A 21,776-nucleotide genomic window follows, 5' to 3' on the forward strand; every position below is an offset into this window, starting at 1 on the left:
GGGCCCGGGCCCTCGGAGCGGTTCAGCGCAGGCCGGCCGCCGCAAGGGCGGCGGTCAGCCCGCCGGTGACCAGCAGCACGGTGCCGACCGCAAGGGTCCGCAGGGCCACCGCGCCGAACAGCAGCCGGGGCGGGGTACCGATCCGCAGCAGCACGCCGGCGACGTCCCGGCGGGCGGTGCGGAGTTCGGCCAGCCGGGCCGCCACGGCGGCAGCCGCGCAGGTCAGCACCAGGCAGGCCTCGACGGCGGGCAGGGCGTCGGCGCTGCCGGGCGCCCCGATCCAGTAGCGGATGGTGGTGAGCACCACCGCGACCGCCAGGGTCAGGACGGCCAGGGGCGAGCCGAGCCGGCGGGCCTGCGCGGTCAGGCCCCGCCCGGCGAGCAGCCGCAGCGGGGTCGGCCGGCCGACGGCGAGCAGCAGTCCGGTCCAGGACAGCAGCGGCCCGGTGAGCAGTGCGAGGCCGACGGCGCTCGCGGCCCAGCCGCCGAGGGCGGCGATGCCGGTGGTGCCGAGCCCGGCCGGCAGGTGGATCGGGCGGCCGTCGGCGGCGGCGCCCGGGCGCAGCGCGATGAGTTCGAGGGCGAGGCCGATCACGGCCAGTCCGATCGGCAGGGCGATCCGCAGCGGACCGAAGCCGGTCGGCGCGGGTTGGCGCCCACCGGGCAGGGTCTCGGCGATCGGCACGGCGCCGGCGGCCGCGATCCCGGCGGTGATCGGGACGAGGGCGATCAGGGTGATCGGCGCGGCGGCCGGCAGCGGCAGGCCCATGCCGACGTCGGGGGCGAGCGAGGGACCGGCGATGTCGTTGCGCAGGACCAGGAAGAGCAGCAGGGTCAGCGCGGAGCCGAGGGTGCAGGCGAGCGCGACCTCGCCGGCGATCATGGCTCGGATCCGGGCGCGGCCGGCGCCGGCCGCGGTGAGGCCGGCGATCCGCTCGGGCCGCCGGGCCGGCACCGCGCGGGCGGCCACGGCGGCGAACCAGGCGACCGCGGCCAGCGGCGGCAGGCACCAGAGCAGTCGGGTGACGGCGTCGGTGCCGCCCACCGGGTCGCTCATCGCCCGGCCGAGGGCTCGTAGCAGGAAGGCGGCGACGACCGCGCCGGCCAGTGCGGTCAGCAGCCAGCGGCCGAGGTCGAGCACCCGGTAGCCCCGGGCCAGACGGAGATAGAACACGTCGACTCTTTCAGCGGCGGGGCGGCGTCATCGGCGCGTGGCCGACACGGCGGACGCTGCGGTGACGCCCGGCGCGGCGGCGGTCCCGGTGGGTCCGGGAGTGCCGCGCGGGACGGGGGCGGCGGGGGCGGCCAGCCGTCCGTCGACGAGGGCGACGGCGCGGTCCGCGTACCGGACGAGCTCGGGGTCGTGGGTGGCCAGGACGAGGGTGAGCTGGTGCGAGCGGGCCGCGCTGGTCAGTATCCGCAGGACCTGTTCCGAGGCCTCGCGGTGCAGCGGGGCGGTGGGGTCGTCGGCGAAGACGACCGGCGGCAGGGGGGCGAGCGCGCGGGCGACGGCGATCCGCTGGCGCTGGCTCTGGAGCAGCCGGTCGGGCCGCAGCCGGGCGATGTCGCCGATGTCGAGCCGCTCCAGCCACTCGGCGGCGGCGGTGTACGCGGCCTTGTTGCCGGCGCCGGCCAGCAGCAGGGGCAGGGCGACGTTCTCCCGGGCGGTCAGCTCGGGAACCAGGTGCGGTTCGGAGCCGACGAAGCCGAAGCGGTCGCGGCGCAGTCGCTCGCGGCCGCCCCGGCCGAGGGTGTGGACGGGGGAGCTGTTGAACCAGACCTCGCCCTCGTCGACCGGGATGAGGGCGGAGAGGCAGCCGAGCAGTGTGCTCTTGCCGGAGCCGCGCGGGCCGGTGACGGCCAGTACCTCGCCCTCCCGGACGCCGAGCGAGATACCGCGCAGGGCGGGGGTGCCGTGATGGGACTTGACGATCCCCCGGGCCCACAGCACGTCGTTGTCAGGCGGGGCCGCTGACATGAGGTTCCATCCTGGATGGCCGCAGGGATATGACAGTCGTCAGATTAGAACGATCGGGACCGGGTGCGGGTGCGGCGCACTGGCCCATCAGGGGCAAATCACCCGCAATCAGGCGTGTTTGATCGGAGAGATCACGCAGGAAACACCGAAGGGCGGTCCCGCGGGTGGCGGGACCGCCCTTCGGCGGAGGGTGGGGAAGAAAGATCAGGTCGTCAGATCTTGGCCCACGCGTCGGTGAGGCTGGTCCGCAGGATCTGCTCGATCTCGTCGAAGGTCGACTGGTCGGAGATCAGCGGCGGGGCCAGCTGGACGACCGGGTCGCCACGGTCGTCGGCGCGGCAGTACAGGCCGTTGTCGAAGAGGGCCTTCGACAGGAAGCCGTAGAGCACGCGCTCGACCTCGTCGTCGTTGAACGACTCCTTGGTGACCTTGTCCTTCACGAGCTCGATGCCGTAGAAGTACCCGTTGCCGCGGACGTCGCCGACGATCGGCAGGTCGCGCAGCTTGTTCAGGGTGCCGAGGAAGTTCGCCTCGTTGTCCAGCACGTGCTGGTTCAGGCCCTCGCGCTCGAAGATGTCGAGGTTGGCCAGCGCCACCGCGGAGGAGACCGGGTGGCCACCGAAGGTGTAGCCGTGCAGGAAGGTGTTGTCACCCTTGTAGAACGGCTCGGCCAGGCGGTCCGAGATGATCGTGGCGCCGATCGGGGAGTAGCCCGAGGTCATGCCCTTGGCGCAGGTGATCATGTCGGGCTGGTAGCCGAACTTGTCGGCGCCGAACATGGTGCCCAGGCGGCCGAAGGCGCAGATGACCTCGTCCGAGACCAGCAGCACGTCGTGGCGGTCGCAGATCTCGCGCAGGCGCTGGAAGTACCCGGGCGGCGGCGGGAAGCAGCCACCGGCGTTCTGCACCGGCTCGACGAAGACGGCGGCGACGGTCTCGGCGCCCTCGTTGAGGATCGCGACCTCGATCTCGTCGGCGCACCAGCGACCGTAGGCCTCGGGGTCGACCGTGCCGTCCGGGCCCTCGAGGAAGGCCGGGGCGCGGAAGATGTTGGTGTTCGGGGCCTTGTGGGTGCCCGGCACCAGCGGCTCGAACGGGGCCTTCAGGCCCGGCAGCCCGGTGATGGACAGGGCGCCCTGCGGGGTGCCGTGGTAGGCGACCGCACGCGAGATGACCTTGTACTTGGTGGGCTTGCCGGTCAGCTTGAAGTACTGCTTGGCCAGCTTCCACGCGGTCTCGACGGCCTCGCCGCCACCGGTGGAGAAGAACACCTTGTTCAGGTCGCCCGGGGCGTAGTTGGCCAGGCGCTCGGCCAGCTCGACGGCCTTCGGGTGGGCGTAGCTCCACACCGGGAAGAAGGCGAGCTCCTTGGCCTGCTTGGCAGCGGCCTCGGCGAGCTCGACGCGGCCGTGGCCGGCCTGCACCACGAACAGGCCGGAGAGGCCGTCGATGTACTTCCGGCCCTTGTCGTCCCAGATGTAGGTGCCCTCGCCCCTGGCGATCGTCGGCACGGGGGAGTTCTCGTACGACGACATGCGGGTGAAGTGCATCCACAGGTGGTCGTAGGCGGTCTTGGAAAGGTCCTTCTGCGCCGGGTCGGCTGTCATCGGGTGCCCCAGGTGTAGGTCTGTTTCCGGAGCTTCAGGTAAACGAAGCTCTCGGTGCTCCGCACGCCGGGAAGCGCGCGGATGCGCTTGTTGATCATTTCGAGCAGGTGCTCGTCGTCCTCGCAGACCAGTTCGGCCAGGAGATCGAACGAGCCTGCGGTGCAGACGACGTAGTCCACCTCGTCGAGGGCGGCCAACGCGTCGGCGACGGGCTCGATGTCGCCCTCGACCCGGATCCCGACCATCGCCTGGCGGGTGAAGCCGACGGTGAGCGGGTCCGTGACGGCGACGATCTGCATCACGCCTTGGTCGAGCAGCTTCTGGACGCGCTGCCGTACGGCTGCCTCGGACAGGCCCACGGCCTTGCCGATGGCGGCGTACGGGCGTCGCCCGTCCTCCTGCAGCTGCTCGATGATCGCCTTGGAGGCGGCGTCGAGGGGAACGCTGGCGTTCCGGTCGCGGTTGGCCACGCCGCCACTGTGCCTGATCGTTCCTCTGTTCGCAAGCGCGGGAGCTGCTGATTTCGTCGTGATCTTGGAAATCATGTACGGATTTCATCGCCGCATCGGAGTTGTCCTGTCGATACCAGCAGTCGTGCGGCTACCCTGGTCGGGTACGCGCGCGGCTTCGCAGCGCAGCGCGCGTTCCCCCGAACAGTGGACCGCGCCGTGTCCGGCCCGGCCACTCGGCGCTCTTCGCCCGTCGGACGTGCCGACGTACCATGGCGCCGGAATCTGCAATGCCGCAGGCCCAGACCGAGGAGAGACCCGTGAGCGACCTTCGTACGCTGCGCAACTACATCAACGGTGAGTTCGTCGATGCGGCGGACGGCCGCACGCTCGACATCGTGGACCCCACCACCGGCGAGGTCTACGCGACGTCCCCGCTGTCCGGTGCCTCCGACGTGGACGCCGCCATGGCCTCCGCCGCCGCTGCCTTCCCGGTCTGGCGCGACGCCACCCCCAGCACCCGCCAGAAGCTGCTCCTCAAGATCGCCGACGCGGTCGAGGCGCGTGCCGACGAGATCGTGGACGCCGAGGTCCGCAACACCGGCAAGCCCCGCGCGCTGACCCTCTCCGAGGAGATCGGCCCGATGGTGGACCAGATCCGCTTCTTCGCCGGTGCCGCCCGCCTGCTGGAGGGCAAGGCCGCCGGTGAGTACATGGACGGGATGACCTCGATCATCCGCCGTGAGCCGGTCGGCGTCTGCGCCCAGGTCGCGCCGTGGAACTACCCGATGATGATGGCCGTCTGGAAGTTCGCCCCGGCCATCGCCGCGGGCAACACCGTCGTCCTGAAGCCGTCGGACACCACCCCGGCCTCCACGGTCCTGCTGGCCGAGATCATCGGTGGCATCCTCAAGGACCTGGAGCTGCCGGCCGGCGTCTTCAACGTGATCTGCGGCGACCGTGAGACCGGGCGGGCCATGGTCGAGCACCCCACCCCGGCGATGGCCTCCATCACCGGCTCGGTGCGCGCCGGCATCTCGGTCGCCGAATCGGCCGCCAAGGACGTCAAGCGCGTCCACCTGGAGCTGGGCGGCAAGGCCCCGGTCGTGGTCTTCGAGGACGCGGACATCGCCGAGGCCGTCGAGGGCATCTCGGTCGCCGGCTTCTTCAACGCCGGCCAGGACTGTACGGCCGCCACCCGCGTGCTGGTGCACGAGTCGATCCACGACGCCTTCGTCGAGGCGCTGGCCAAGGCCGCGGCCGAGACCAAGACCGGTGGGGTGGACGACGAGGACGTGCTCTACGGCCCGCTGAACAACGCCAACCAGCTGAAGCAGGTCACCGGCTTCATCGACCGCCTGCCGGCGCACGCCAAGGTCGAGGCCGGCGGCCACCGGGTCGGCGACAAGGGCTACTTCTACGCCCCGACCGTCGTCTCCGGGCTGAACCAGGACGACGAGATCATCCAGAACGAGGTCTTCGGCCCGGTCATCACCGTGCAGAAGTTCTCCGACGAGGACCAGGCCGTCGGCTACGCCAACGGTGTCGAGTACGCGCTGGCTTCCTCGGTGTGGACCAAGGACCACGCCCGCGCCATGCGGATGTCGCGCCGCCTGGACTTCGGCTGCGTCTGGATCAACACCCACATCCCGCTGGTCGCCGAGATGCCGCACGGCGGCTTCAAGAAGTCCGGCTACGGCAAGGACCTCTCCTCCTACGGGTTCGAGGACTACACCCGGGTGAAGCACGTCATGACCGCGATCTGAGCGGGTCGTGACCATGCAGTGCGGTATGACCGCGATCTGAGCGGGTCGTGACCATGCAGTGCCGTACGACCACTGTCCAGTAGGTCTCACGGCGTGACGGTGGGCCCGGGTCGGGAACGACCCGGGCCCACCGTCTTGCCATCCTGTCGGCCGTTCGTGTGACCGCCTGACAGGATGAACCTGCACTTCGGCGCCGGGACTCCCTAGCCTTGCCGCATGAGCATCCCCACCGCTGACTCGGCTGCCGGCCGGGCCGTCAAGGCCGCCGACCGCGCGCACGTCTTCCACTCGTGGTCCGCCCAGGCGCTGATCGACCCCCTCGCGGTGGCCGGCGCCGAGGGCTCGTACTTCTGGGACTACGACGGCAACCGCTACCTCGACTTCTCCTCGCAGCTGGTGAACACCAACATCGGGCACCAGCACCCGAAGGTGGTCGCCGCGATCCAGGAGCAGGCCGCGAAGCTCTGCACCATCGCCCCCGGCTTCGCCGTCGAGTCCCGCAGCGAGGCCGCCCGGCTGATCGCCGAGCGCACCCCCGGGGACCTCGACAAGATCTTCTTCACCAACGGCGGCGCCGAGGCCAACGAGAACGCCATCCGGCTGGCCCGGCTGCACACCGGGCGGCAGAAGGTCATGGCGACCTACCGTTCGTACCACGGCGCCACCGCCAACGCGATCGCCCTCACCGGCGACCCGCGCCGCTGGGCCAACGAGACCGGCGTCTCCGGTGTCGTGCACTTCTGGGGCCCGTACGCCTACCGCTCCAACTTCCACGCCGAGAACGAGGCGCAGGAGTGCGAGCGCGCGCTGCAGCACCTGGAGCAGGTGATCGCGTTCGAGGGTCCGGGCACGATCGCGGCGATCATCCTGGAGACGGTGGTCGGCACCGCGGGCATCCTGATCCCGCCGCCTGGCTACCTGGCCGGGGTGCGCGAGATCTGCGACCGCTACGGCATCGTCTTCATCCTGGACGAGGTGATGGCCGGCTTCGGCCGTACCGGCGCGTGGTTCGCCGCCGACCACTGGGGCGTCACCCCGGACCTGCTGACCTTCGCCAAGGGCGTCAACTCCGGCTACGTCCCGCTGGGCGGGGTGGCGATCAACGCGGAGATCGCCGCGACCTTCGCCGAGCGGCCGTTCCCCGGCGGGCTCACCTACTCGGGCCACCCGCTGGCCTGCGCCTCGGCCGTCGCCACCATCAACGCGATGGCGGAGGAGGGCATCGTCGAGAACGCCGCGCACATCGGTGAGAACGTGCTCGGCCCGGGCCTGCGCGAGCTGGCCGAGCGCCACCCCTCGATCGGCGAGGTGCGCGGGCTCGGGGTGTTCTGGGCGCTGGACCTGGTCAAGGACCGGGCCACCCGCGAGCCGCTGGTGCCGTACAACGCGGCCGGCCCCGCCAACGCGCCGATGGCCGAGCTGGCCGCCGCCTGCAAGCAGCGCGGGCTCTGGCCGTTCGTCAACATGAACCGCTTCCACGTCGTGCCGCCGTGCACCGTCACGGAGGAGGAGGCCAAGACCGGTCTCGCGGTGCTGGACGAGGTGCTGTCGCTGACCGACGAGCACACCGTCTGACGAGCACGCCGCCTGACGACGCACCAGACCCGACAGGACGGCCCCGGGTGCCCGCGCGCCCGGGGCCGTCCCACGCCCCGGAGGCCCACCTTGTCCCGCACCACCCTCACCCGTCGCAGCGTGCTCGGCACCGCCGGGCTGATCGGCGTCGGTACCCTGACCGGCTGCGGCATCCCGTCCGCCTACGTGGCCGAGGACCGCCGCTCCGCCCCCGACCGCTCGGACAGCGAGAAGCGGCTGGCCTTCTCCAACTGGACGCAGTACATCGACGTCGACGACGACGGCGGCGGCCGCCCGACCCTGGACGCCTTCACCGAGCGGACCGGGATCAAGGTCAGCTACACCGAGGACATCAACGACAACGACGAGTTCTTCGGGAAGATCGGCCCGGTGCTCACCCAGGGCACCGACCCCGGCCGCGACCTCATGGTGGTCAGCGACTGGATGGCCGGACGCTACGTCTCGCTCGGCTGGGTGCAGGCCATGGACCGGGCCAACCTGCCCAACGTCACCGCCCAGTTGGACCCGCAGCTGGCCAACCCGGCCTTCGACCCCGGGCGTCGGCGCAGCGTGCCGTGGCAGTCCGGGATCACCGGGATCGCCTACAACCGCAAGGAGCTGGGCCGCGAGATCAAGTCCACCGCCGACCTCTGGGCCCCCGACCTGAAGGGCCGGGTCACCCTGTTCGCCGGGCTGGACGAGGCACTCGGCCTGTTGATGCTCGGCCACGGCGCCGACATCGCGGCCTTCACCGAGGACGACGCGCACCGGGCGATGGACCTGGTGCAGAAGATGGTCGACAGCCGGCACATCCGCCGTTTCACCGGCAACGACTACACCAGCGACCTGGCCTCCGGGGCCGCGCTGGCCTGCCAGGCCTACTCCGGTGACGCCGTCCAGCTCACCGCCGAGAACCCGGACATCGCCTTCGTGGTGCCCGAGGAGGGCGGGGAGCTCTGGGCGGAGAGCCTGCTGATCCCCAACCGGGCGACCCACAAGCAGAACGCCGAGCTGCTGATCGACCACTACTACCAGCCCGAGGTGGCCGCCGAACTGGCCGCCGCCGTGCAGTACATCTGCCCGGTGCCGGCCGCCCGTGAGGTGTTGGCGGCCAGCGGGGACAAGGAGAAGGCCGCGCTGGCGGAGCACCCGCTGCTCTTCCCCACCGACGAGATGCGGGCCCGGCTGCACACCATGCGCGACGTCACCTCCGCCGAGCGTCCCGGTCTGCACAAGGTCTGGGGCCGGATCACCGGGGTGTAGCGGAGCGGGGCCGGCCGGTCCGGCGGCTCAGCGCCGGACGGCGTCCAGCGCGAGCAGGGCGACGTGCAGCGAGAGGCAGGACTCGACCTGGTCGAGGTCGACGCCGAGGATCCGCTCGACCTTGTGCAGCCGGTCGTAGAAGGACGGCCGGGACAGGTGCGCGGCATCGGCCGCCGCGGACTTGTTCCGGCCCTGTTCCAGGTAGATCCGCAGCATCTGAACCAGCTGGGCGTTGTGCTCGGCGTCGTAGGCGAGCAGCGGGCCCAGCTCGCGCTCCACGTAGGTCTGCAGCCGGGCGTCGTCACGCAGCAGGTGCAGGAGGCCGCGGAGCCGGACGTCGGGCAGCCGGTAGTACGCGGCCGCCCGCCCCCCGGGGGCGTCGTGCAGCGCGGCGTCGGCGACCTGGGTGGCCTCCAGCAGGGTGCGCCGGGCGTCGCGGACCGAGCCGACCGAGGAGCCGGCGGCGACCACCGGTGCCGGTGCGGGGGCGGCGTCCCGGTTGGCCTCCGCCGTCAGCCGGCGCAGCGCCGCGGCGAAGGCGTCCAGCGAGGCGTGCTCGTCCTGCTGGGCGCCGAGTGCGATCAGCACGCCCACGCCCTCGTCGTCCAGCGCGCCGACGAGCGCGGAGAGGCGGCAGCTGCGGATCGCGGTGGCCGCCAGCTCGGTGAAGTCGCGCAGCCGGGCCTGGGCCTCCAGCGCGGCCGGGATCGGCCCGCGCCGCTGCCGCAGGACCACTCCGACCAGCCGCCGGCCCTCCAGCGGCACGCCGAGTGCCTGGGCGCGCAGCGCCACCTCGGAGACGGTCAGGGCGTGGGTGAGGATGCCGGAGAGCAGGGTGCGGTGGGTCTGCCGCTCCAGGCTCTCGCGGTCCCGGACCACCAGCCGGTTGAGGGCGAGGGCGGAGGCGCCGCGCTCCAGCAGCATGGTGTGCGGGTGCGCGGTGCCCTCGGGCAGCGGCCCCGGATCGGCGACCAGGACCAGCCGGCCCCAGTCCTGCCCCCGGGCGCCGACCGTGGTGACCAGCCAGCCGCTGCGCGGGTCGTGGCCGGTGCGGCCGGGTGGGCGGACCCCGCGCGAGCGGCGTTCCCAGTCCTCCAGCAGCTCCGTCTCGGGCCGGCCGGCGGTGTCGTGCGCCAGCACCTGGTGGGCGAGGTTCTCCAGGACGACGGGCCCGCCCGCCATCCGGGCCACCTGGCGGACCACCTCGGCCGGCTCGGCGCCCTCCACCACCAGCTCGTTGAAGACCTGGTGGACCGCCTCCGAGGTGCGCAGCTGCTCCAGCTGGGCGTTGACCACCAGGGCGTGCACGGCCTCGGTGACGGCGACGAAGCGCAGCTCGCGGCGGAGCGCGATCAGCGGCAGGCCGCGCTGCTCGGCGGCGTGCACCAGGGCGCGCGGCAGCGAGTCGAAGTAGCGCCGGCCGAACTCGATGACCAGGCCGGCCACGCCGACCTCGTCCAGCTCGCGCACGTACCGGGCCAGCCCTTCGCGGTCTTCGGGCAGCGCGATGCCGGTGGTCAGCACCAGCTCGCCGCCCTGGAGCACACCGGCGACATCGGGCAGTTCGCTGACGTGGACCCAGCGGACCGGGCGCTCCAGACGGTCGGTGCCGGCGACGACCTGGGGGAGGCCGCGCCGCATCACCTCCAGATCGAGCACACGGGCGACGGTGGGGAGCATCGCGGGCCTCCAGGGTTCAGAGTGTCAGGTAAATCATCGCTCCTGGCGACGATCTGTCGCCCTGGGGGAACCCTTGCACCCTGTAAGGCCCTGTGTGCCTAGCTTTCCGGGGTGACCCTTGTCCCGCCCGGGCGGCAAAGGGCATGGTCAGCGGGTCGGCTGTGGCGAAAGACGGCACAACCGTGGGAATCCGTCGCGTAACCGGAAAGAAACAGCAGGATCCCTTGCCGGGGTAACGCGGGGCTGTCAGGATCGCGCATCCCGGTGAACGACCGGACCGGATTCCCCCGTACCGCAGACGCGGCGACTCGACCAGTCGTACGACGCCGGTGCGGTCCCCTGCCCGCCGGCCCGTGCAGCATGGCGGAATCAGGCGGTCCCACGCCTTGCGGGCAGTCGAACCACCGGCACTTGGAGGAACCAGATGGACCTGACCGACTTCGGCGCGGGCGCGCAGTACATCGCCGGCCGGCAGAGCCGGGGGAGCGGCGACCCCTTCCAGGTCGTCAACCCGGCGGACGGCAGTGTGGTCGAGCAGATCTCCCTCGCCTCCACCGAGCAGGTGGACGCCGCCGTGGCCGCCGCCCGTGCCGCGCTGCCCGAGTGGGCCGGCGCCACCCCCGGGGCCCGCTCGGAGGCGCTGACCAGGCTGGCCGCCGTCCTCACCGGCGCCGGCGCCGACCTCGCCCGGGTGGAGACCGCGCAGACCGGCAAGCCGGTCAAGCTCTCCACCGAGTTCGACGTCCCCGGCACCATCGACAACGCCGCGTTCTTCGCGGGAGCCGCCCGCAACCTGGAGGGCAAGGCGGCCGGCGAGTACTCCGGGGACCACACCTCGTACGTGCGGCGCGAGCCGATCGGCGTGGTCGGCTCGATCTCGCCGTGGAACTACCCGCTCCAGATGGCCGCCTGGAAGATCCTCCCGGCGATCGCGGCGGGCAACACCATCGTCCTCAAGCCGGCCGAGCTGACCCCGCTGACCTCGGTGATGTTCGCCCGGGCCTGCACCGCGGCCGGCATCCCGGACGGTGTGGTCAACGTGGTCACCGGCGCCGGGCGCACCGCGGGCGAGCGCCTGGTCGCGCACCCGGACGTCGCGATGGTCTCCTTCACCGGCTCCACCCCGGTCGGCCGGCGGGTCGCCGAACTCGCCACCGCCACCGTCAAGCGCACCCACCTGGAGCTCGGCGGCAAGGCCCCGTTCGTGGTCTTCGACGACGCCGACCTGGACGCCGCCGTGCACGGCGCGGTCGCCGCCTCGCTGATCAACAGCGGCCAGGACTGCACCGCCGCCACCCGCGCCTACGTGCAGCGTCCGCTCTACGACGCCTTCGTGGCCGGGGTCGCCGAGCTCTACGGCGCGATCCGGCTCGGCGACCCGCTGAACCCGCGGACCGACCTCGGCCCGCTGGTCTCCCACACCCACCGCGACCGGGTGGCCGGCTTCGTCGAGCGCGCCCGCGGGTACGGCGCCACCGTCGTCACCGGCGGCCGCGCCCCCGAGAAGGGCCACGACGGCACCGACCTCACCCGCGGCGCCTACTACCTGCCCACCCTCGTCACCGACGCGGCGCAGGACAGCGAGATCGTCCAGGGCGAGATCTTCGGCCCGGTCCTGGTCGTGCTGCCCTTCGACGGCGACGACGAGGGGCTGCGGCTGGCCAACGACACCCCGTACGGCCTGGCCGCCTCGGCGTGGACGAGCAACGTGCACCGCTCGCTGCGCGCCACCCGGGAGATCGCGGCCGGCTGTGTCTGGGTCAACGACCACATCCCGATCATCAGCGAGATGCCGCACGGCGGCTACAAGTCCTCCGGCTACGGCAAGGACATGTCGCAGTACTCGCTGGACGAGTACACCCAGGTCAAGCACGTCATGTTCGACACCACGGCGGTGGCCCGCAAGGACTGGCACCGCACCGTCTTCGGAGACAGATAACCCCTTCCAGGGGCGTTCCCCCACCGCCCCGTCCCGACCTCTCGCCCCCAGGAGGCCCGTTCCATGGCGTTCAACGAGCTCACCGACGGTCTGCCCGAACCGGTCCGCAAGGCCTGGGAACGCAGTCTGACCAGTGGCCGGGCCTCCCTCGGCAGGCGGACGCTGCTGCGCGCCGCCGCCCTCACCGCCGGTGCCGGCACGCTGGCGGCCTGCGGCATCCCGGCGGCCGGCACCGCCGGCACCGGGGACTCCACCGCGAACGCCGCCCCGGACCTCTCGGAGAGCGAGCGGGAGGTGAGCTTCTCCAACTGGCCGCTCTACGTCGACACCGACGAGAACGACCCGGAGAAGCACGGCTCGCTGGAGGCCTTCACCGCGGCCACCGGGATCAAGGTCAAGTACGCCGAGGACATCAACGACAACGTCGAGTTCTTCGGCAAGGTCAAACCGCAGCTCGCGGCCGGCCAGGACACCGGCCGCGACCTGGTGGTCCTCACCGACTGGATGGCCGCGCGGCTGATCCGCCTCGGCTGGGCGCAGAAGCTGACCCCGGCCAACGTCACCACCGCGATCACCACCGTGGACGCGCGCTTCCGCGCCCCCGACTGGGACCCGGGCCGGCTCTACTCCTACCCGTGGGCCGGCATCCAGACGGTGGTCGCCTACAACAAGAAGGCCACCAGGGGGAGGGAGGTCACCAGCGTCGCCCAGCTGCTGGAGGACCCCGACCTCAAGGGCCGGGTCACCTTCCTCTCCGAGATGCGCGACACCGTCGGGATGACCCTGCTGGACATGGGCAAGGACCCGGCGAAGTTCACCGCCGACGACTACGACGCGGCGATCGCCCGGCTGCAGAAGGCCGTGGACAGCAAGCAGATCCGCCGCTTCACCGGCAACGACTACGGCCAGGAACTCTCCTCCGGCGACATCGCGGCCTGTGTCGCCTGGGGCGGCGACCTGATCCAACTGAGGGCCGACAACCCGGACATCGAGTTCGCGATCCCGGAGAAGGGCTTTGTCACCGCGACGGACAACATGCTCGTTCCGGCCAGGGCCCGGCACAAGGCCAACGCCGAGAAGCTGATCGACTTCTACTATCAGCCCAAGATCGCGGCGCAACTGGCCGCGGGCATCGGCTACGTCTCCGCCGTCACCGGGATGGAGAAGGAGCTCGCGATCCTCGCCCCGGACAGCGCGGCCAACCCGCTGGTCGTCCCCACCCCTGAGATGGCGGCGAAGGCGCACGTGTTCCGAAGCCTGACCGAGGCCGAGGAGAGCTCCTTCGAGGAGAAGTTCTCCAAGCTCATCGGCGCCTGACCCCCACTGACGGCAGAGAACCAGAGAGACACCACCCATGACAGAGCAGCTGCGCTCCGCGGCCACCGGCGGCGACGTCCGCCTCACCGGCATCGGCAAGACCTACGGCTCCTTCACCGCCGTCCACCCGCTCGACCTGACCGTCCCCCAGGGCTCCTTCTTCGCGCTGCTCGGTGCCTCCGGCTGCGGCAAGACCACCACCCTGCGCATGATCGCCGGGCTGGAGGAGCCCACCAGCGGGACCGTCCTGATCGGCGGCCAGGACGTCACCGCCCTGCCCCCGTACAAGCGGCCGGTGAACACCGTCTTCCAGAGCTACGCGCTCTTCCCGCACCTCGACATCTTCGAGAACGTGGCCTTCGGACTGCGCCGGCGCGGCAAGAAGGACGTCAAGAAGCAGGTCGACGACATGCTGGAGCTGGTGGAGCTCGGCCAGTACGCCCGCCGCAAGCCGCACCAGCTCTCCGGTGGCCAGCAGCAGCGCGTCGCCGTCGCCCGCGCCCTGATCAACCACCCGCAGGTGCTGCTCCTGGACGAGCCGCTCGGCGCCCTCGACCTCAAGCTCCGCCGGCAGATGCAGCTGGAGCTCAAGCGGATCCAGACCGAGGTCGGCATCACCTTCGTCCACGTCACCCACGACCAGGAGGAGGCCATGACCATGGCCGACACCATCGCGGTGATGAACGGCGGCCGGGTGGAGCAGCTCGGCGCCCCCGCCGAGCTCTACGAGAACCCCGGCACCACCTTCGTGGCCAACTTCCTCGGCCAGTCCAACCTGCTGCCCGCCGACGTGACCGGCCAGGAGGGCGGTGACCTGCTGCTCAGCGCCGCCGGCGCCCGGCTCGCCGTGCCCAGGGCCCGGTGCGCCGCCGACGCCAAGAAGGTCCACCTCGGCGTCCGGCCGGAGAAGATCACCATCGAGCACGCCTCCGCCGAGGTCGCCGCCGGTCGCAACCGGCTGGGCGGCACCGTGGTCGACTCCAGCTTCATCGGCGTCTCCACCCAGTACCTGGTGCGCACCGACGGCGGCCAGGAGGTGACCGTCTTCGAGCAGAACATGGAGCGCGACACCCGGATCGTCCCCGGCGCGCCCGTCGTCCTGCACTGGAACCCGGCGCACTCCTTCGCCCTGGACGCCGCGCAGGCGATCGACGCGGGCACCGGGGAGGCTGCGGCATGACCACCACGACCGCGGCGGCGCCGCCGCAGGCCATACCCCCCGACGGCAGCCCGCTGCCCGAACCGGCCGCGCGGCCCAGGCGCAAGCTCACCCCGTACTGGCTGCTGCTGCCCGGCATCGCCTGGCTGGTCGTCTTCTTCGCGGTGCCGATGGTCTACCAGGCCTCCACCTCGCTGCAGACCGGCTCGCTGGAGGACGGCTTCAACGTCACCTGGCACGTCGCCACCTACTGGGACGCCCTGGTCGAGTACCGCTGGCACTTCGTCCGCTCGTTCGGCTACGCCGCGACCGCCACGCTGTTCTGCCTGGCCATCGGCTACCCGCTCGCGTACACGATCGCCTTCAAGGCGAGCAAGCGCTGGCGCAACGTCATCCTGATCCTGGTGATCGCGCCGTTCTTCACGAGCTTCCTGATCCGCACGCTGGCCTGGAAGACCATCCTCTCGGACGGCGGCCCGGTGGTCGGCGCGCTCAACGCGCTGCACGTCCTGGACCTCACCAGCGCCGTCGGGCTCACCTCCGGCGACCGGGTGCTGGCCACGCCGCTCGCGGTGGTCTGCGGTCTGACCTACAACTTCCTGCCGTTCATGATCCTTCCGCTGTACACCTCGCTGGAACGGATCGACCCGCGCCTGCACGAGGCGGCCGGAGACCTGTACGCCCGCCCGTTCACGACCTTCCGCAAGGTGACCTTCCCGATCTCGCTCCCCGGCGTGGTCGCGGGCACGCTGCTCACCTTCATCCCGGCCTCCGGCGACTACATCAACGCCCAGCTGCTGGGCTCGCCGAGCGAGCAGATGGTCGGCAACGGCATCCAGAAGCAGTTCCTGAACGTGCTCGACTACCCCACGGCCGCCGCGCTGAGCTTCATCCTGATGGCCCTGATCCTGGGCATGGTGACGGTCTACATGCGCAAGGCCGGGACGGAGGAACTGGTCTGATGTCCCGAGTGATCAAGTGGATCCGGGCCCACCTGGTGGTGCTGGCCGGCCTGCTGGCCCTGGCCTACCTGGTGCTGCCCAACCTGGTGGTCCTCGCCTTCTCGTTCAACAAGCCGGTGGGCAAGTTCAACTACGAGTGGTCCGAGTTCTCCACCGACGCCTGGACCGACCCCTGCGGCGTGGCCGACATGTGCCAGTCGCTGTCGTTGAGCCTGGAGGTCGCGGTGCTCGCGACCGTCGGCGCCACCGTGCTCGGCACCATGGTCGCCTTCGCGCTGGCCCGCTACCGCTTCCGCGGCCGCTCCGCCACCACCGCGATGATCTTCCTGCCGATGGCCATGCCCGAGGTCGTGATGGCCGCCTCGCTCGGCACGCTCTTCCTCAACATGCGCATCCCGTTCGGCTTCACCACGATCCTCATCGCGCACATCATGTTCTGCCTGAGCTTCGTGGTGACGGCGGTCAAGGCACGCGTGATGAGCATGGACCCGAGGCTCGAACAGGCCGCCCAGGACCTCTACGCGACCCCGGTCCAGACCTTCCTGCGGGTCACCCTGCCGCTGGCCGCCCCGGGCATCGCCGCCGGCGCGCTGCTCAGCTTCGCGCTCTCCTTCGACGACTTCATCATCACCCAGTTCAACTCGGGCCCGACCACGGTCACCTTCCCGATGTTCGTCTGGGGCGCCTCGCAGCGCGGCATCCCGGTGCAGGTCAACGTCATCGGCACCGCGATGTTCATCGCCGCGGTGGTCCTGACCGTCGCCGGTCAGTGGCTCGGGAACCGCCGGAAGGCCACCGCCTGACCGCCCGGGCCGCCTCCCGGGCATACCGTCGAGAGGTGGCCCCCACCACCACCATCAATGTGCAGAAAGTGGCTGATAATGCATGGACTCCGCCCGCGCACTCAGTGACGCCAGGCCCACCCCCTTCTGGCTGGAGGACCCGGGCCGGCCGGCGGCGCTGCCCGCTCTGGTCGGTGACGTCAAGTGCGACCTGCTGGTCGTCGGCGGCGGCTACTCCGGCCTCTGGACCGCCCTCGTCGCCAAGGAGCGCGACCCCTCCCTGGACGTCGTCCTGGTCGAGGGCAACGAGGTGGGGTGGGCCGCGTCCGGGCGCAACGGCGGATTCTGCGCGGCCAGCCTCACCCACGGCTTCGGCAACGGACTGCAGCGCTGGCCCGCCGAACTCGCCCAGCTCGAACGCCTCGGCGCCGCCAACCTGGACGGCATCGAGGCGACCCTCAAGCGCTACGACATCGACGCCGAGTGGGAGCGCACCGGCGAGATCGACGTCGCCACCCAGCCCCACCAGCTCGCCGAGCTGCAGGAGGTCGCCGAGGCCGTCGCCGAGTACGGACTCGACGTCACCGTGCTCGACCGCGACGAGCTGCGGGCCCAGGTCGACTCGCCGACCTTCCTCGGCGGGCTCTGGGACAAGGAGGGCGTGGCGATGGTCCACCCCGCCAAGCTGGCCTGGGGCCTCAAGGCCGCCTGCCTCACCCAGGGCGTGCGGATCTTCGAGCACACCCGGGCGACGGACCTCAAGGAGTACGGCAGCGGCATGGCCGTCCGCACCCCGTACGGGCGGGTCTTCGCCCGGCGGGTCGCCCTCGGCACCAACGTCTTCCCCTCCCTGGTCAAGCGGGTCCGCCCGTTCGTCGTCCCGGTGTACGACTACGCGCTGATGACCGAGCCGCTCAACGAGGAACAGCTCACCGCGATCGGCTGGAAGGGACGGCAGGGGCTCGGCGACAGCGCCAACAAGTTCCACTACTTCCGGCTCTCCGCCGACAACCGCATCCTCTGGGGCGGCTACGACGCCGTCTACAACTACGGCGGGAACGTCCGGCACGAGTACGACCAGCGGCCGGAGACCTTCCGCACCCTGGCGCACAACTTCTTCCGCTGCTTCCCGCAGCTGGAGGGGCTGCGCTTCACCCACGCCTGGGGCGGTGCGATCGACACCTGCACCCGGTTCTCGGCGTTCTTCGACACCGCCTACCGCGGCCGGGTCGCCTACGCCGCCGGGTACACCGGGCTCGGCGTCGGCGCCACCCGGTTCGGCGCCGAGGTGATGCTCGACCTGCTGGCCGGGGAGCGGACCGAGCGCACCTCCCTGGAGATGGTGCGCTCCAAGCCGCTGCCGTTCCCGCCCGAGCCGGTGCGCTGGGCCGGCATCGAGATCACCACGCGTTCGCTGGAGCGCGCGGACCGGACCGGTGGCCACCGCAACCTTTGGCTGCGCACCCTCGACCGGCTGGGGCTGGGCTTCGACAGCTGAGCGTCCGACCGATCGATTGCTTGTTTGATCGGTCGGCGTGTTGGTCCGGTGGCCGCTTGATCCGGCGGCCTCTTGGACCGATCACCGGCCGAACCGATGAGCAGCCGTACCGATCACCGGCTGATCCGGTGATCAGTACGGTGCCCGGCCGGATTGCGCCGTCCGGCCAGGTGATCGCGTTACCCGTGTAAGAGAGACCCGCCGTCCCCCTCTCGTTGGTGACGGCGGGTCTCGGTTCCCGTCGCGCCACGATCAGCAGCCGCGCTGAGAAACGGGGACAGCACCATGGAGAGCACCGGACTGCACTGGCTCGCCCAGGCGGCACCGGACCCGGACGCCTTCCGGGAACAGTGGGAACGCAGCGGACTGGGCCTGATGCTGCTGCCCGCCGGCCGGCGCTGGGACGTCCTCTCGGTGCCCGGCCGGCTCGGCCGTCCCGTCCTCGACATCCTCGACTCCCGCTCCTGCGGGCCGGTCCTCAGCGACTTCGCGGGCGAGAGCATCGGCTTCCTCGTCCCCGTCGGCACGGCCACGCGCTGGATCGGCACGGGCGTCCGCTGCGCCGGCGACGGCACCTGGATCGTCGTGCCGCACCCCGAACGGCGCAGCCGGGGCGTGCGCTGGCTCATCCCGCCCGACGGCTCCGGGCGGCTCAACGACCCGGTCCTGCTGGAGCTCGCCCTGCACGAGGCCGCTGCCCGGCTCAGCGACTGGTGAGACCGGCCGAGCGCTCGGAGCTCCGGGCACCGGGCGCGGACTCGGGGCGCCCCGGCGGCGGACCGGCCCGGACGCACGGCGTGGGCGGTCGCGTCAGACTGGGAGGGTGACCACCGCCCCGGACACCGTCGACGCCTCCCTCCGCCCGGGCCCGGCCCAGCTGCGGCTCGCCGAGCTGGCCCGTCCCGTCTGCGACCGGCTCGGGCTCGCGCTCGCGGGTGGGCACGCACTGCGCGCCCACGGTGTGCCGGCCTGCGCCCAGGACGGGCTGACCCTGGTGACCAGCGGTGATACCGACCTGCCGCAGGCCGCGGCCGAGCTGGCCGCCGCCTACCGGGCGGCCGGCGGCGGGGTCGCCGAGCGCCCGGGCACGCCGCGCCTGGAGCAGCTGTCCGTCCGCCTGTCGCTCGGCGGGCGGACGCACACGGTCGAGCTGCGCAAGGAGCCGCTGGGCCGTCGCCCGGTCCGCCTCGACCTCGGCGCACCGGCACCCGCGGAGACCCCGCTGACGATGACGGTCGTCGCCCTGGAGGACGCGGCCGCGCTCGCCACCGCACTGCTCGCCGACCGGGGCCTGCCGCGCGACCTGCTCGACGTGCACGCCTTGACCGCCTGGTACCGGGAGGGGGAGCTGCTCGCGCTGGCCACCGCGCTGGACGCGGACTTCCCGCCCGCGGTGCTCGCGGACCGGCTGGAGACCCTCGCCGATGCCGCCGACGGGCGGTACCGGGCCCGGGGAACGGCGGGCAGCGCGGTGGGTGGCCTGAAGCGGTGGGCCCTGGCGTGGGCGCAGGACCTTCGGCTCGATCTGCTGGAGACCCAGGAGGCCGCGGACGGGCTGCACGATCCGTACCTGGAGGACGTGGAGGCCCTGGAAGACGCCGAGGAGGTGGCACCCGTCGACGCGGTGCCGGGCGACGACGGGGCTGTGGAGTCGGGCGGGGCCGTGCAATCGGACGGGGCCGTGGAGCCGGGCGGGGCCTGAGCTTCGCCTGTTCGGCCGATACGGCCGACGACCTGTAAGGCTGAATCCACGATCCCCGTCAGCCTGTTCGTTGAGGCGGGCGGTGGCGGCCACCAGACTGGGTGATGAGCGCGGTAGCCCCGTGATCCCGTCGCCCGGCCCCCTCGCGGGCGGCGCCACACAAGGGACCGGCGGCAGGACGCCGCCCGGGACTTCGGAGGCAGACGGACCATGAGCAAGCACATCATTCACTGGATCGGTGGCCGGTCGGTCGCCACCGCCGGCGCTGCGCCCCGCCGCGGTGACATCTTCGACCCGGCGACCGGCCAGGTCTCGGGCCACGTCGACTTCGCCGAGATCGCCGAGGTCGACCAGGCCGTGGCCGCCGCCGCCTCGGCCTTCGCCGAGTGGCGCAACGCCTCGGTCGCCAAGCGCAGCACGGTGCTCTTCAACTTCCGCGAGCTGCTCAACGCCCGCCGGGACGAGCTGGCCGCGATCATCGTCTCCGAGCACGGCAAGGTGCACTCCGACGCGCTCGGTGAGATCGCCCGCGGCCTGGAGGTCGTCGAGTACGCCTGCGGCATCCCGCAGCTCGTCAAGGGCGGCTTCACCGAGCAGGCGTCCACCGGGATCGACGTCTACTCGATCCGCCAGCCGCTCGGCCCGGTCGCCATCATCTCGCCGTTCAACTTCCCGGCCATGGTGCCGATGTGGTTCTTCCCGATCGCCATCGCGGCCGGCAACTCGGTCGTGCTGAAGCCGTCGGAGAAGGACCCGTCCGCCGCCAACTTCCTCGCCGAGCTGTGGAAGGAGGCCGGCCTGCCGGACGGCGTGTTCAACGTCGTGCACGGTGACAAGGCCGCCGTCGACCGCCTGCTGGAGCACCCCGACATCAAGTCGGTCAGCTTCGTCGGCTCCACCCCGATCGCCCGCTACGTCTACGAGACCGGCACCCGCTACGGCAAGCGCGTGCAGGCGCTCGGCGGCGCCAAGAACCACATGCTCGTCCTGCCGGACGCCGACCTCGACCTCAGCGCCGACGCCGCCATCAACGCCGGCTTCGGTGCGGCCGGCGAGCGCTGCATGGCCATCTCGGTGCTGGTCGCCGTCGACCCGATCGGCGACGAGCTGGTCGAGAAGATCAAGCAGCGGATCGCCAACCTGAAGGTCGGCCCCGGCTGCAACGGCGACTCCGAGATGGGCCCGCTGGTCACCGGCCAGCACCGGGACAAGGTCACCTCCTACGTCGAGTCCGGTGTCGCCGACGGCGCCGAGCTGGCGGTCGACGGCCGGAAGCACCCGGTCACCGCCGAGGACCGGAACGGCGCCCCGACCACGGACGGCTTCTGGCTCGGCCCCACGCTGTTCGACCACGTCAAGCCCGGCATGTCCGTCTACAACGACGAGATCTTCGGCCCGGTGCTGTCGGTCGTGCGCGTCGCCTCCTACGAGGAGGGCGTGGCGCTCATCAACGCCAACCCCTACGGCAACGGCACCGCCATCTTCACCAACGACGGCGGCGCCGCCCGGCGCTTCCAGTACGAGGTGGAGGTCGGCATGGTCGGCATCAACGTGCCGATCCCGGTGCCCGTCGCCTACTACTCGTTCGGTGGCTGGAAGGCCTCCCTGTTCGGTGACGCCCACGCGTACGGTCCGGACGGCGTGCAGTTCTTCACCCGCGGCAAGGCCGTCACCCAGCGCTGGCTGGACCCGTCGCACGGCGGCATCAACCTCGGCTTCCCGACCAACAGCTGAGCCACCGCTCCCTGCGGCCGCCGGTCGGACCCTTCCCCCGGGGGTCCGGCCGGCGGCCGTTCGCCGTTGGTCCTGGGCTACGAGCCCGCGACGGCACGGCAGGGCCGTTTGCATCGCCCGGCCGACCGGCGTAGTGTTCCCTAGTCGCTCGACTGGGAGCACCGGACACGCGTCTGCGCGGACGGTCCCGGAGCGGCCAATCCCTAGAAACATCACTTCCCGGTTCGGGCTGGGTTGCGCTTTGTCATTTTGACGGTGCGGCTCGGGTCTTATTCGGTGTGCCCGTTTATATGGATTGCGGCCGGATTCGCCTTTCGGGGCGGGGATCGGCTAGAGTTTGAAACGTCGGACGGGGCGTCAAGCCG

Annotated in this window: 17 protein-coding genes; 12 read left to right on the forward strand and 5 right to left on the reverse strand. The window is 71.5% G+C overall.

The window, feature by feature from the left end; all coding sequences use genetic code 11:
- Nucleotides 1–22: 22 nt before the first annotated feature.
- From ACFVYI_RS25240 to ACFVYI_RS25255, 4 genes are all read right to left on the reverse strand, one after another.
- Nucleotides 23–1,174 (reverse strand): hypothetical protein, encoded by a 1,152-nt coding sequence (locus tag ACFVYI_RS25240; protein WP_387889376.1) that lies wholly within the window; start codon nt 1,172–1,174, stop codon nt 23–25.
- Nucleotides 1,175–1,201: 27 nt separating this feature from the next.
- On the reverse strand, nt 1,202–1,978 hold the full coding sequence (locus tag ACFVYI_RS25245) for an ABC transporter ATP-binding protein (protein WP_387889378.1): 777 nt from the start codon (nt 1,976–1,978) through the stop codon (nt 1,202–1,204).
- Between the two features lie 212 nt (nt 1,979–2,190).
- Nucleotides 2,191–3,585, reverse strand: coding sequence for an aspartate aminotransferase family protein (locus ACFVYI_RS25250; RefSeq protein WP_387889380.1), 1,395 nt, complete (start codon nt 3,583–3,585; stop codon nt 2,191–2,193).
- Complete coding sequence (locus ACFVYI_RS25255) at nt 3,582–4,055, reverse strand: Lrp/AsnC family transcriptional regulator (RefSeq protein WP_030306695.1); 474 nt, start codon at nt 4,053–4,055, stop codon at nt 3,582–3,584. The genes ACFVYI_RS25250 and ACFVYI_RS25255 overlap by 4 nt, the downstream gene beginning before the upstream one ends.
- A gap of 269 nt (nt 4,056–4,324) precedes the next feature.
- On the opposite strand from ACFVYI_RS25255, the gene ACFVYI_RS25260 reads away from it, so the two are divergent.
- The 3 genes from ACFVYI_RS25260 to ACFVYI_RS25270 all read left to right on the forward strand — a co-directional run bounded on the left by ACFVYI_RS25260 (nt 4,325) and on the right by ACFVYI_RS25270 (nt 8,638).
- Entirely contained in the window at nt 4,325–5,800 is a 1,476-nt protein-coding gene (locus tag ACFVYI_RS25260; RefSeq protein ID WP_387889382.1) for a gamma-aminobutyraldehyde dehydrogenase, read from the forward strand.
- A gap of 216 nt (nt 5,801–6,016) precedes the next feature.
- Complete coding sequence (locus ACFVYI_RS25265) at nt 6,017–7,375, forward strand: aspartate aminotransferase family protein (protein ID WP_387889384.1); 1,359 nt, start codon at nt 6,017–6,019, stop codon at nt 7,373–7,375.
- Nucleotides 7,376–7,465: 90 nt separating this feature from the next.
- Nucleotides 7,466–8,638: a spermidine/putrescine ABC transporter substrate-binding protein gene (locus ACFVYI_RS25270; protein WP_387889386.1), complete on the forward strand. Its 1,173-nt coding sequence runs from the start codon at nt 7,466–7,468 to the stop codon at nt 8,636–8,638.
- 27 nt (nt 8,639–8,665) lie between these two features.
- Here the strand turns inward: ACFVYI_RS25270 and ACFVYI_RS25275 are convergent, their stop codons facing one another.
- Entirely contained in the window at nt 8,666–10,318 is a 1,653-nt protein-coding gene (locus ACFVYI_RS25275; RefSeq protein ID WP_387889389.1) for a PucR family transcriptional regulator, read from the reverse strand.
- Between the two features lie 424 nt (nt 10,319–10,742).
- Between ACFVYI_RS25275 and ACFVYI_RS25280 the strand changes: the two genes are divergently transcribed.
- The 9 genes from ACFVYI_RS25280 (at nt 10,743) to ACFVYI_RS25320 (ending at nt 21,411) form a co-directional block, all read left to right on the forward strand.
- Complete coding sequence (locus ACFVYI_RS25280; protein ID WP_387889392.1) at nt 10,743–12,257, forward strand: gamma-aminobutyraldehyde dehydrogenase; 1,515 nt, start codon at nt 10,743–10,745, stop codon at nt 12,255–12,257.
- Nucleotides 12,258–12,320: 63 nt separating this feature from the next.
- Nucleotides 12,321–13,574 carry a spermidine/putrescine ABC transporter substrate-binding protein gene (locus ACFVYI_RS25285; protein ID WP_387889394.1) on the forward strand — a complete coding sequence of 418 codons (1,254 nt, stop codon included), beginning with the start codon at nt 12,321–12,323 and terminating at the stop codon, nt 13,572–13,574.
- A gap of 37 nt (nt 13,575–13,611) precedes the next feature.
- On the forward strand, nt 13,612–14,754 hold the full coding sequence (locus ACFVYI_RS25290) for an ABC transporter ATP-binding protein (RefSeq protein WP_387889396.1): 1,143 nt from the start codon (nt 13,612–13,614) through the stop codon (nt 14,752–14,754).
- Nucleotides 14,751–15,695 carry an ABC transporter permease gene (locus tag ACFVYI_RS25295; protein ID WP_387889398.1) on the forward strand — a complete coding sequence of 315 codons (945 nt, stop codon included), beginning with the start codon at nt 14,751–14,753 and terminating at the stop codon, nt 15,693–15,695. The genes ACFVYI_RS25290 and ACFVYI_RS25295 overlap by 4 nt, the downstream gene beginning before the upstream one ends.
- The gene (locus tag ACFVYI_RS25300) at nt 15,695–16,498 is read left to right on the forward strand and encodes an ABC transporter permease (protein WP_360642342.1); all 804 of its coding nucleotides are present in this window, start codon (nt 15,695–15,697) and stop codon (nt 16,496–16,498) included. The genes ACFVYI_RS25295 and ACFVYI_RS25300 overlap by 1 nt, the downstream gene beginning before the upstream one ends.
- An 82-nt stretch (nt 16,499–16,580) precedes the next feature.
- Nucleotides 16,581–17,975, forward strand: a complete 1,395-nt coding sequence (locus ACFVYI_RS25305) for an NAD(P)/FAD-dependent oxidoreductase (RefSeq protein WP_387889400.1) — start codon at nt 16,581–16,583, stop codon at nt 17,973–17,975.
- A 285-nt stretch (nt 17,976–18,260) separates the two neighbouring features.
- The gene (locus ACFVYI_RS25310) at nt 18,261–18,692 is read left to right on the forward strand and encodes a hypothetical protein (protein WP_387889401.1); all 432 of its coding nucleotides are present in this window, start codon (nt 18,261–18,263) and stop codon (nt 18,690–18,692) included.
- 106 nt (nt 18,693–18,798) lie between these two features.
- Entirely contained in the window at nt 18,799–19,677 is an 879-nt protein-coding gene (locus ACFVYI_RS25315) for a hypothetical protein (RefSeq protein ID WP_387889403.1), read from the forward strand.
- Between the two features lie 210 nt (nt 19,678–19,887).
- The gene (locus tag ACFVYI_RS25320) at nt 19,888–21,411 is read left to right on the forward strand and encodes a CoA-acylating methylmalonate-semialdehyde dehydrogenase (protein ID WP_387889405.1); all 1,524 of its coding nucleotides are present in this window, start codon (nt 19,888–19,890) and stop codon (nt 21,409–21,411) included.
- The last annotated feature ends 365 nt before the right edge of the window (nt 21,412–21,776 follow it).

This window comes from Kitasatospora sp. NPDC058218 (genome assembly GCF_042882445.1).
GTDB lineage: Bacteria > Actinomycetota > Actinomycetes > Streptomycetales > Streptomycetaceae > Kitasatospora.

Excerpts from the sequence above, each read along its gene's own strand:
- ACFVYI_RS25245 (WP_387889378.1), bottom strand. The coding sequence starts at position 1,978 with ATGTCAGCGGCCCCGCCTGACAACGACGTGCTGTGGGCCCGGGGGATC.
- ACFVYI_RS25250 (WP_387889380.1), bottom strand. The coding sequence starts at position 3,585 with ATGACAGCCGACCCGGCGCAGAAGGACCTTTCCAAGACCGCCTACGAC.
- ACFVYI_RS25260 (WP_387889382.1), top strand. The coding sequence starts at position 4,325 with ATGCCGCAGGCCCAGACCGAGGAGAGACCCGTGAGCGACCTTCGTACG.
- ACFVYI_RS25265 (WP_387889384.1), top strand. The coding sequence starts at position 6,017 with ATGAGCATCCCCACCGCTGACTCGGCTGCCGGCCGGGCCGTCAAGGCC.
- ACFVYI_RS25275 (WP_387889389.1), bottom strand. The coding sequence starts at position 10,318 with ATGCTCCCCACCGTCGCCCGTGTGCTCGATCTGGAGGTGATGCGGCGC.
- ACFVYI_RS25280 (WP_387889392.1), top strand. The coding sequence starts at position 10,743 with ATGGACCTGACCGACTTCGGCGCGGGCGCGCAGTACATCGCCGGCCGG.
- ACFVYI_RS25285 (WP_387889394.1), top strand. The coding sequence starts at position 12,321 with ATGGCGTTCAACGAGCTCACCGACGGTCTGCCCGAACCGGTCCGCAAG.
- ACFVYI_RS25290 (WP_387889396.1), top strand. The coding sequence starts at position 13,612 with ATGACAGAGCAGCTGCGCTCCGCGGCCACCGGCGGCGACGTCCGCCTC.
- ACFVYI_RS25295 (WP_387889398.1), top strand. The coding sequence starts at position 14,751 with ATGACCACCACGACCGCGGCGGCGCCGCCGCAGGCCATACCCCCCGAC.
- ACFVYI_RS25300 (WP_360642342.1), top strand. The coding sequence starts at position 15,695 with ATGTCCCGAGTGATCAAGTGGATCCGGGCCCACCTGGTGGTGCTGGCC.
- ACFVYI_RS25305 (WP_387889400.1), top strand. The coding sequence starts at position 16,581 with ATGGACTCCGCCCGCGCACTCAGTGACGCCAGGCCCACCCCCTTCTGG.
- ACFVYI_RS25310 (WP_387889401.1), top strand. The coding sequence starts at position 18,261 with ATGGAGAGCACCGGACTGCACTGGCTCGCCCAGGCGGCACCGGACCCG.
- ACFVYI_RS25320 (WP_387889405.1), top strand. The coding sequence starts at position 19,888 with ATGAGCAAGCACATCATTCACTGGATCGGTGGCCGGTCGGTCGCCACC.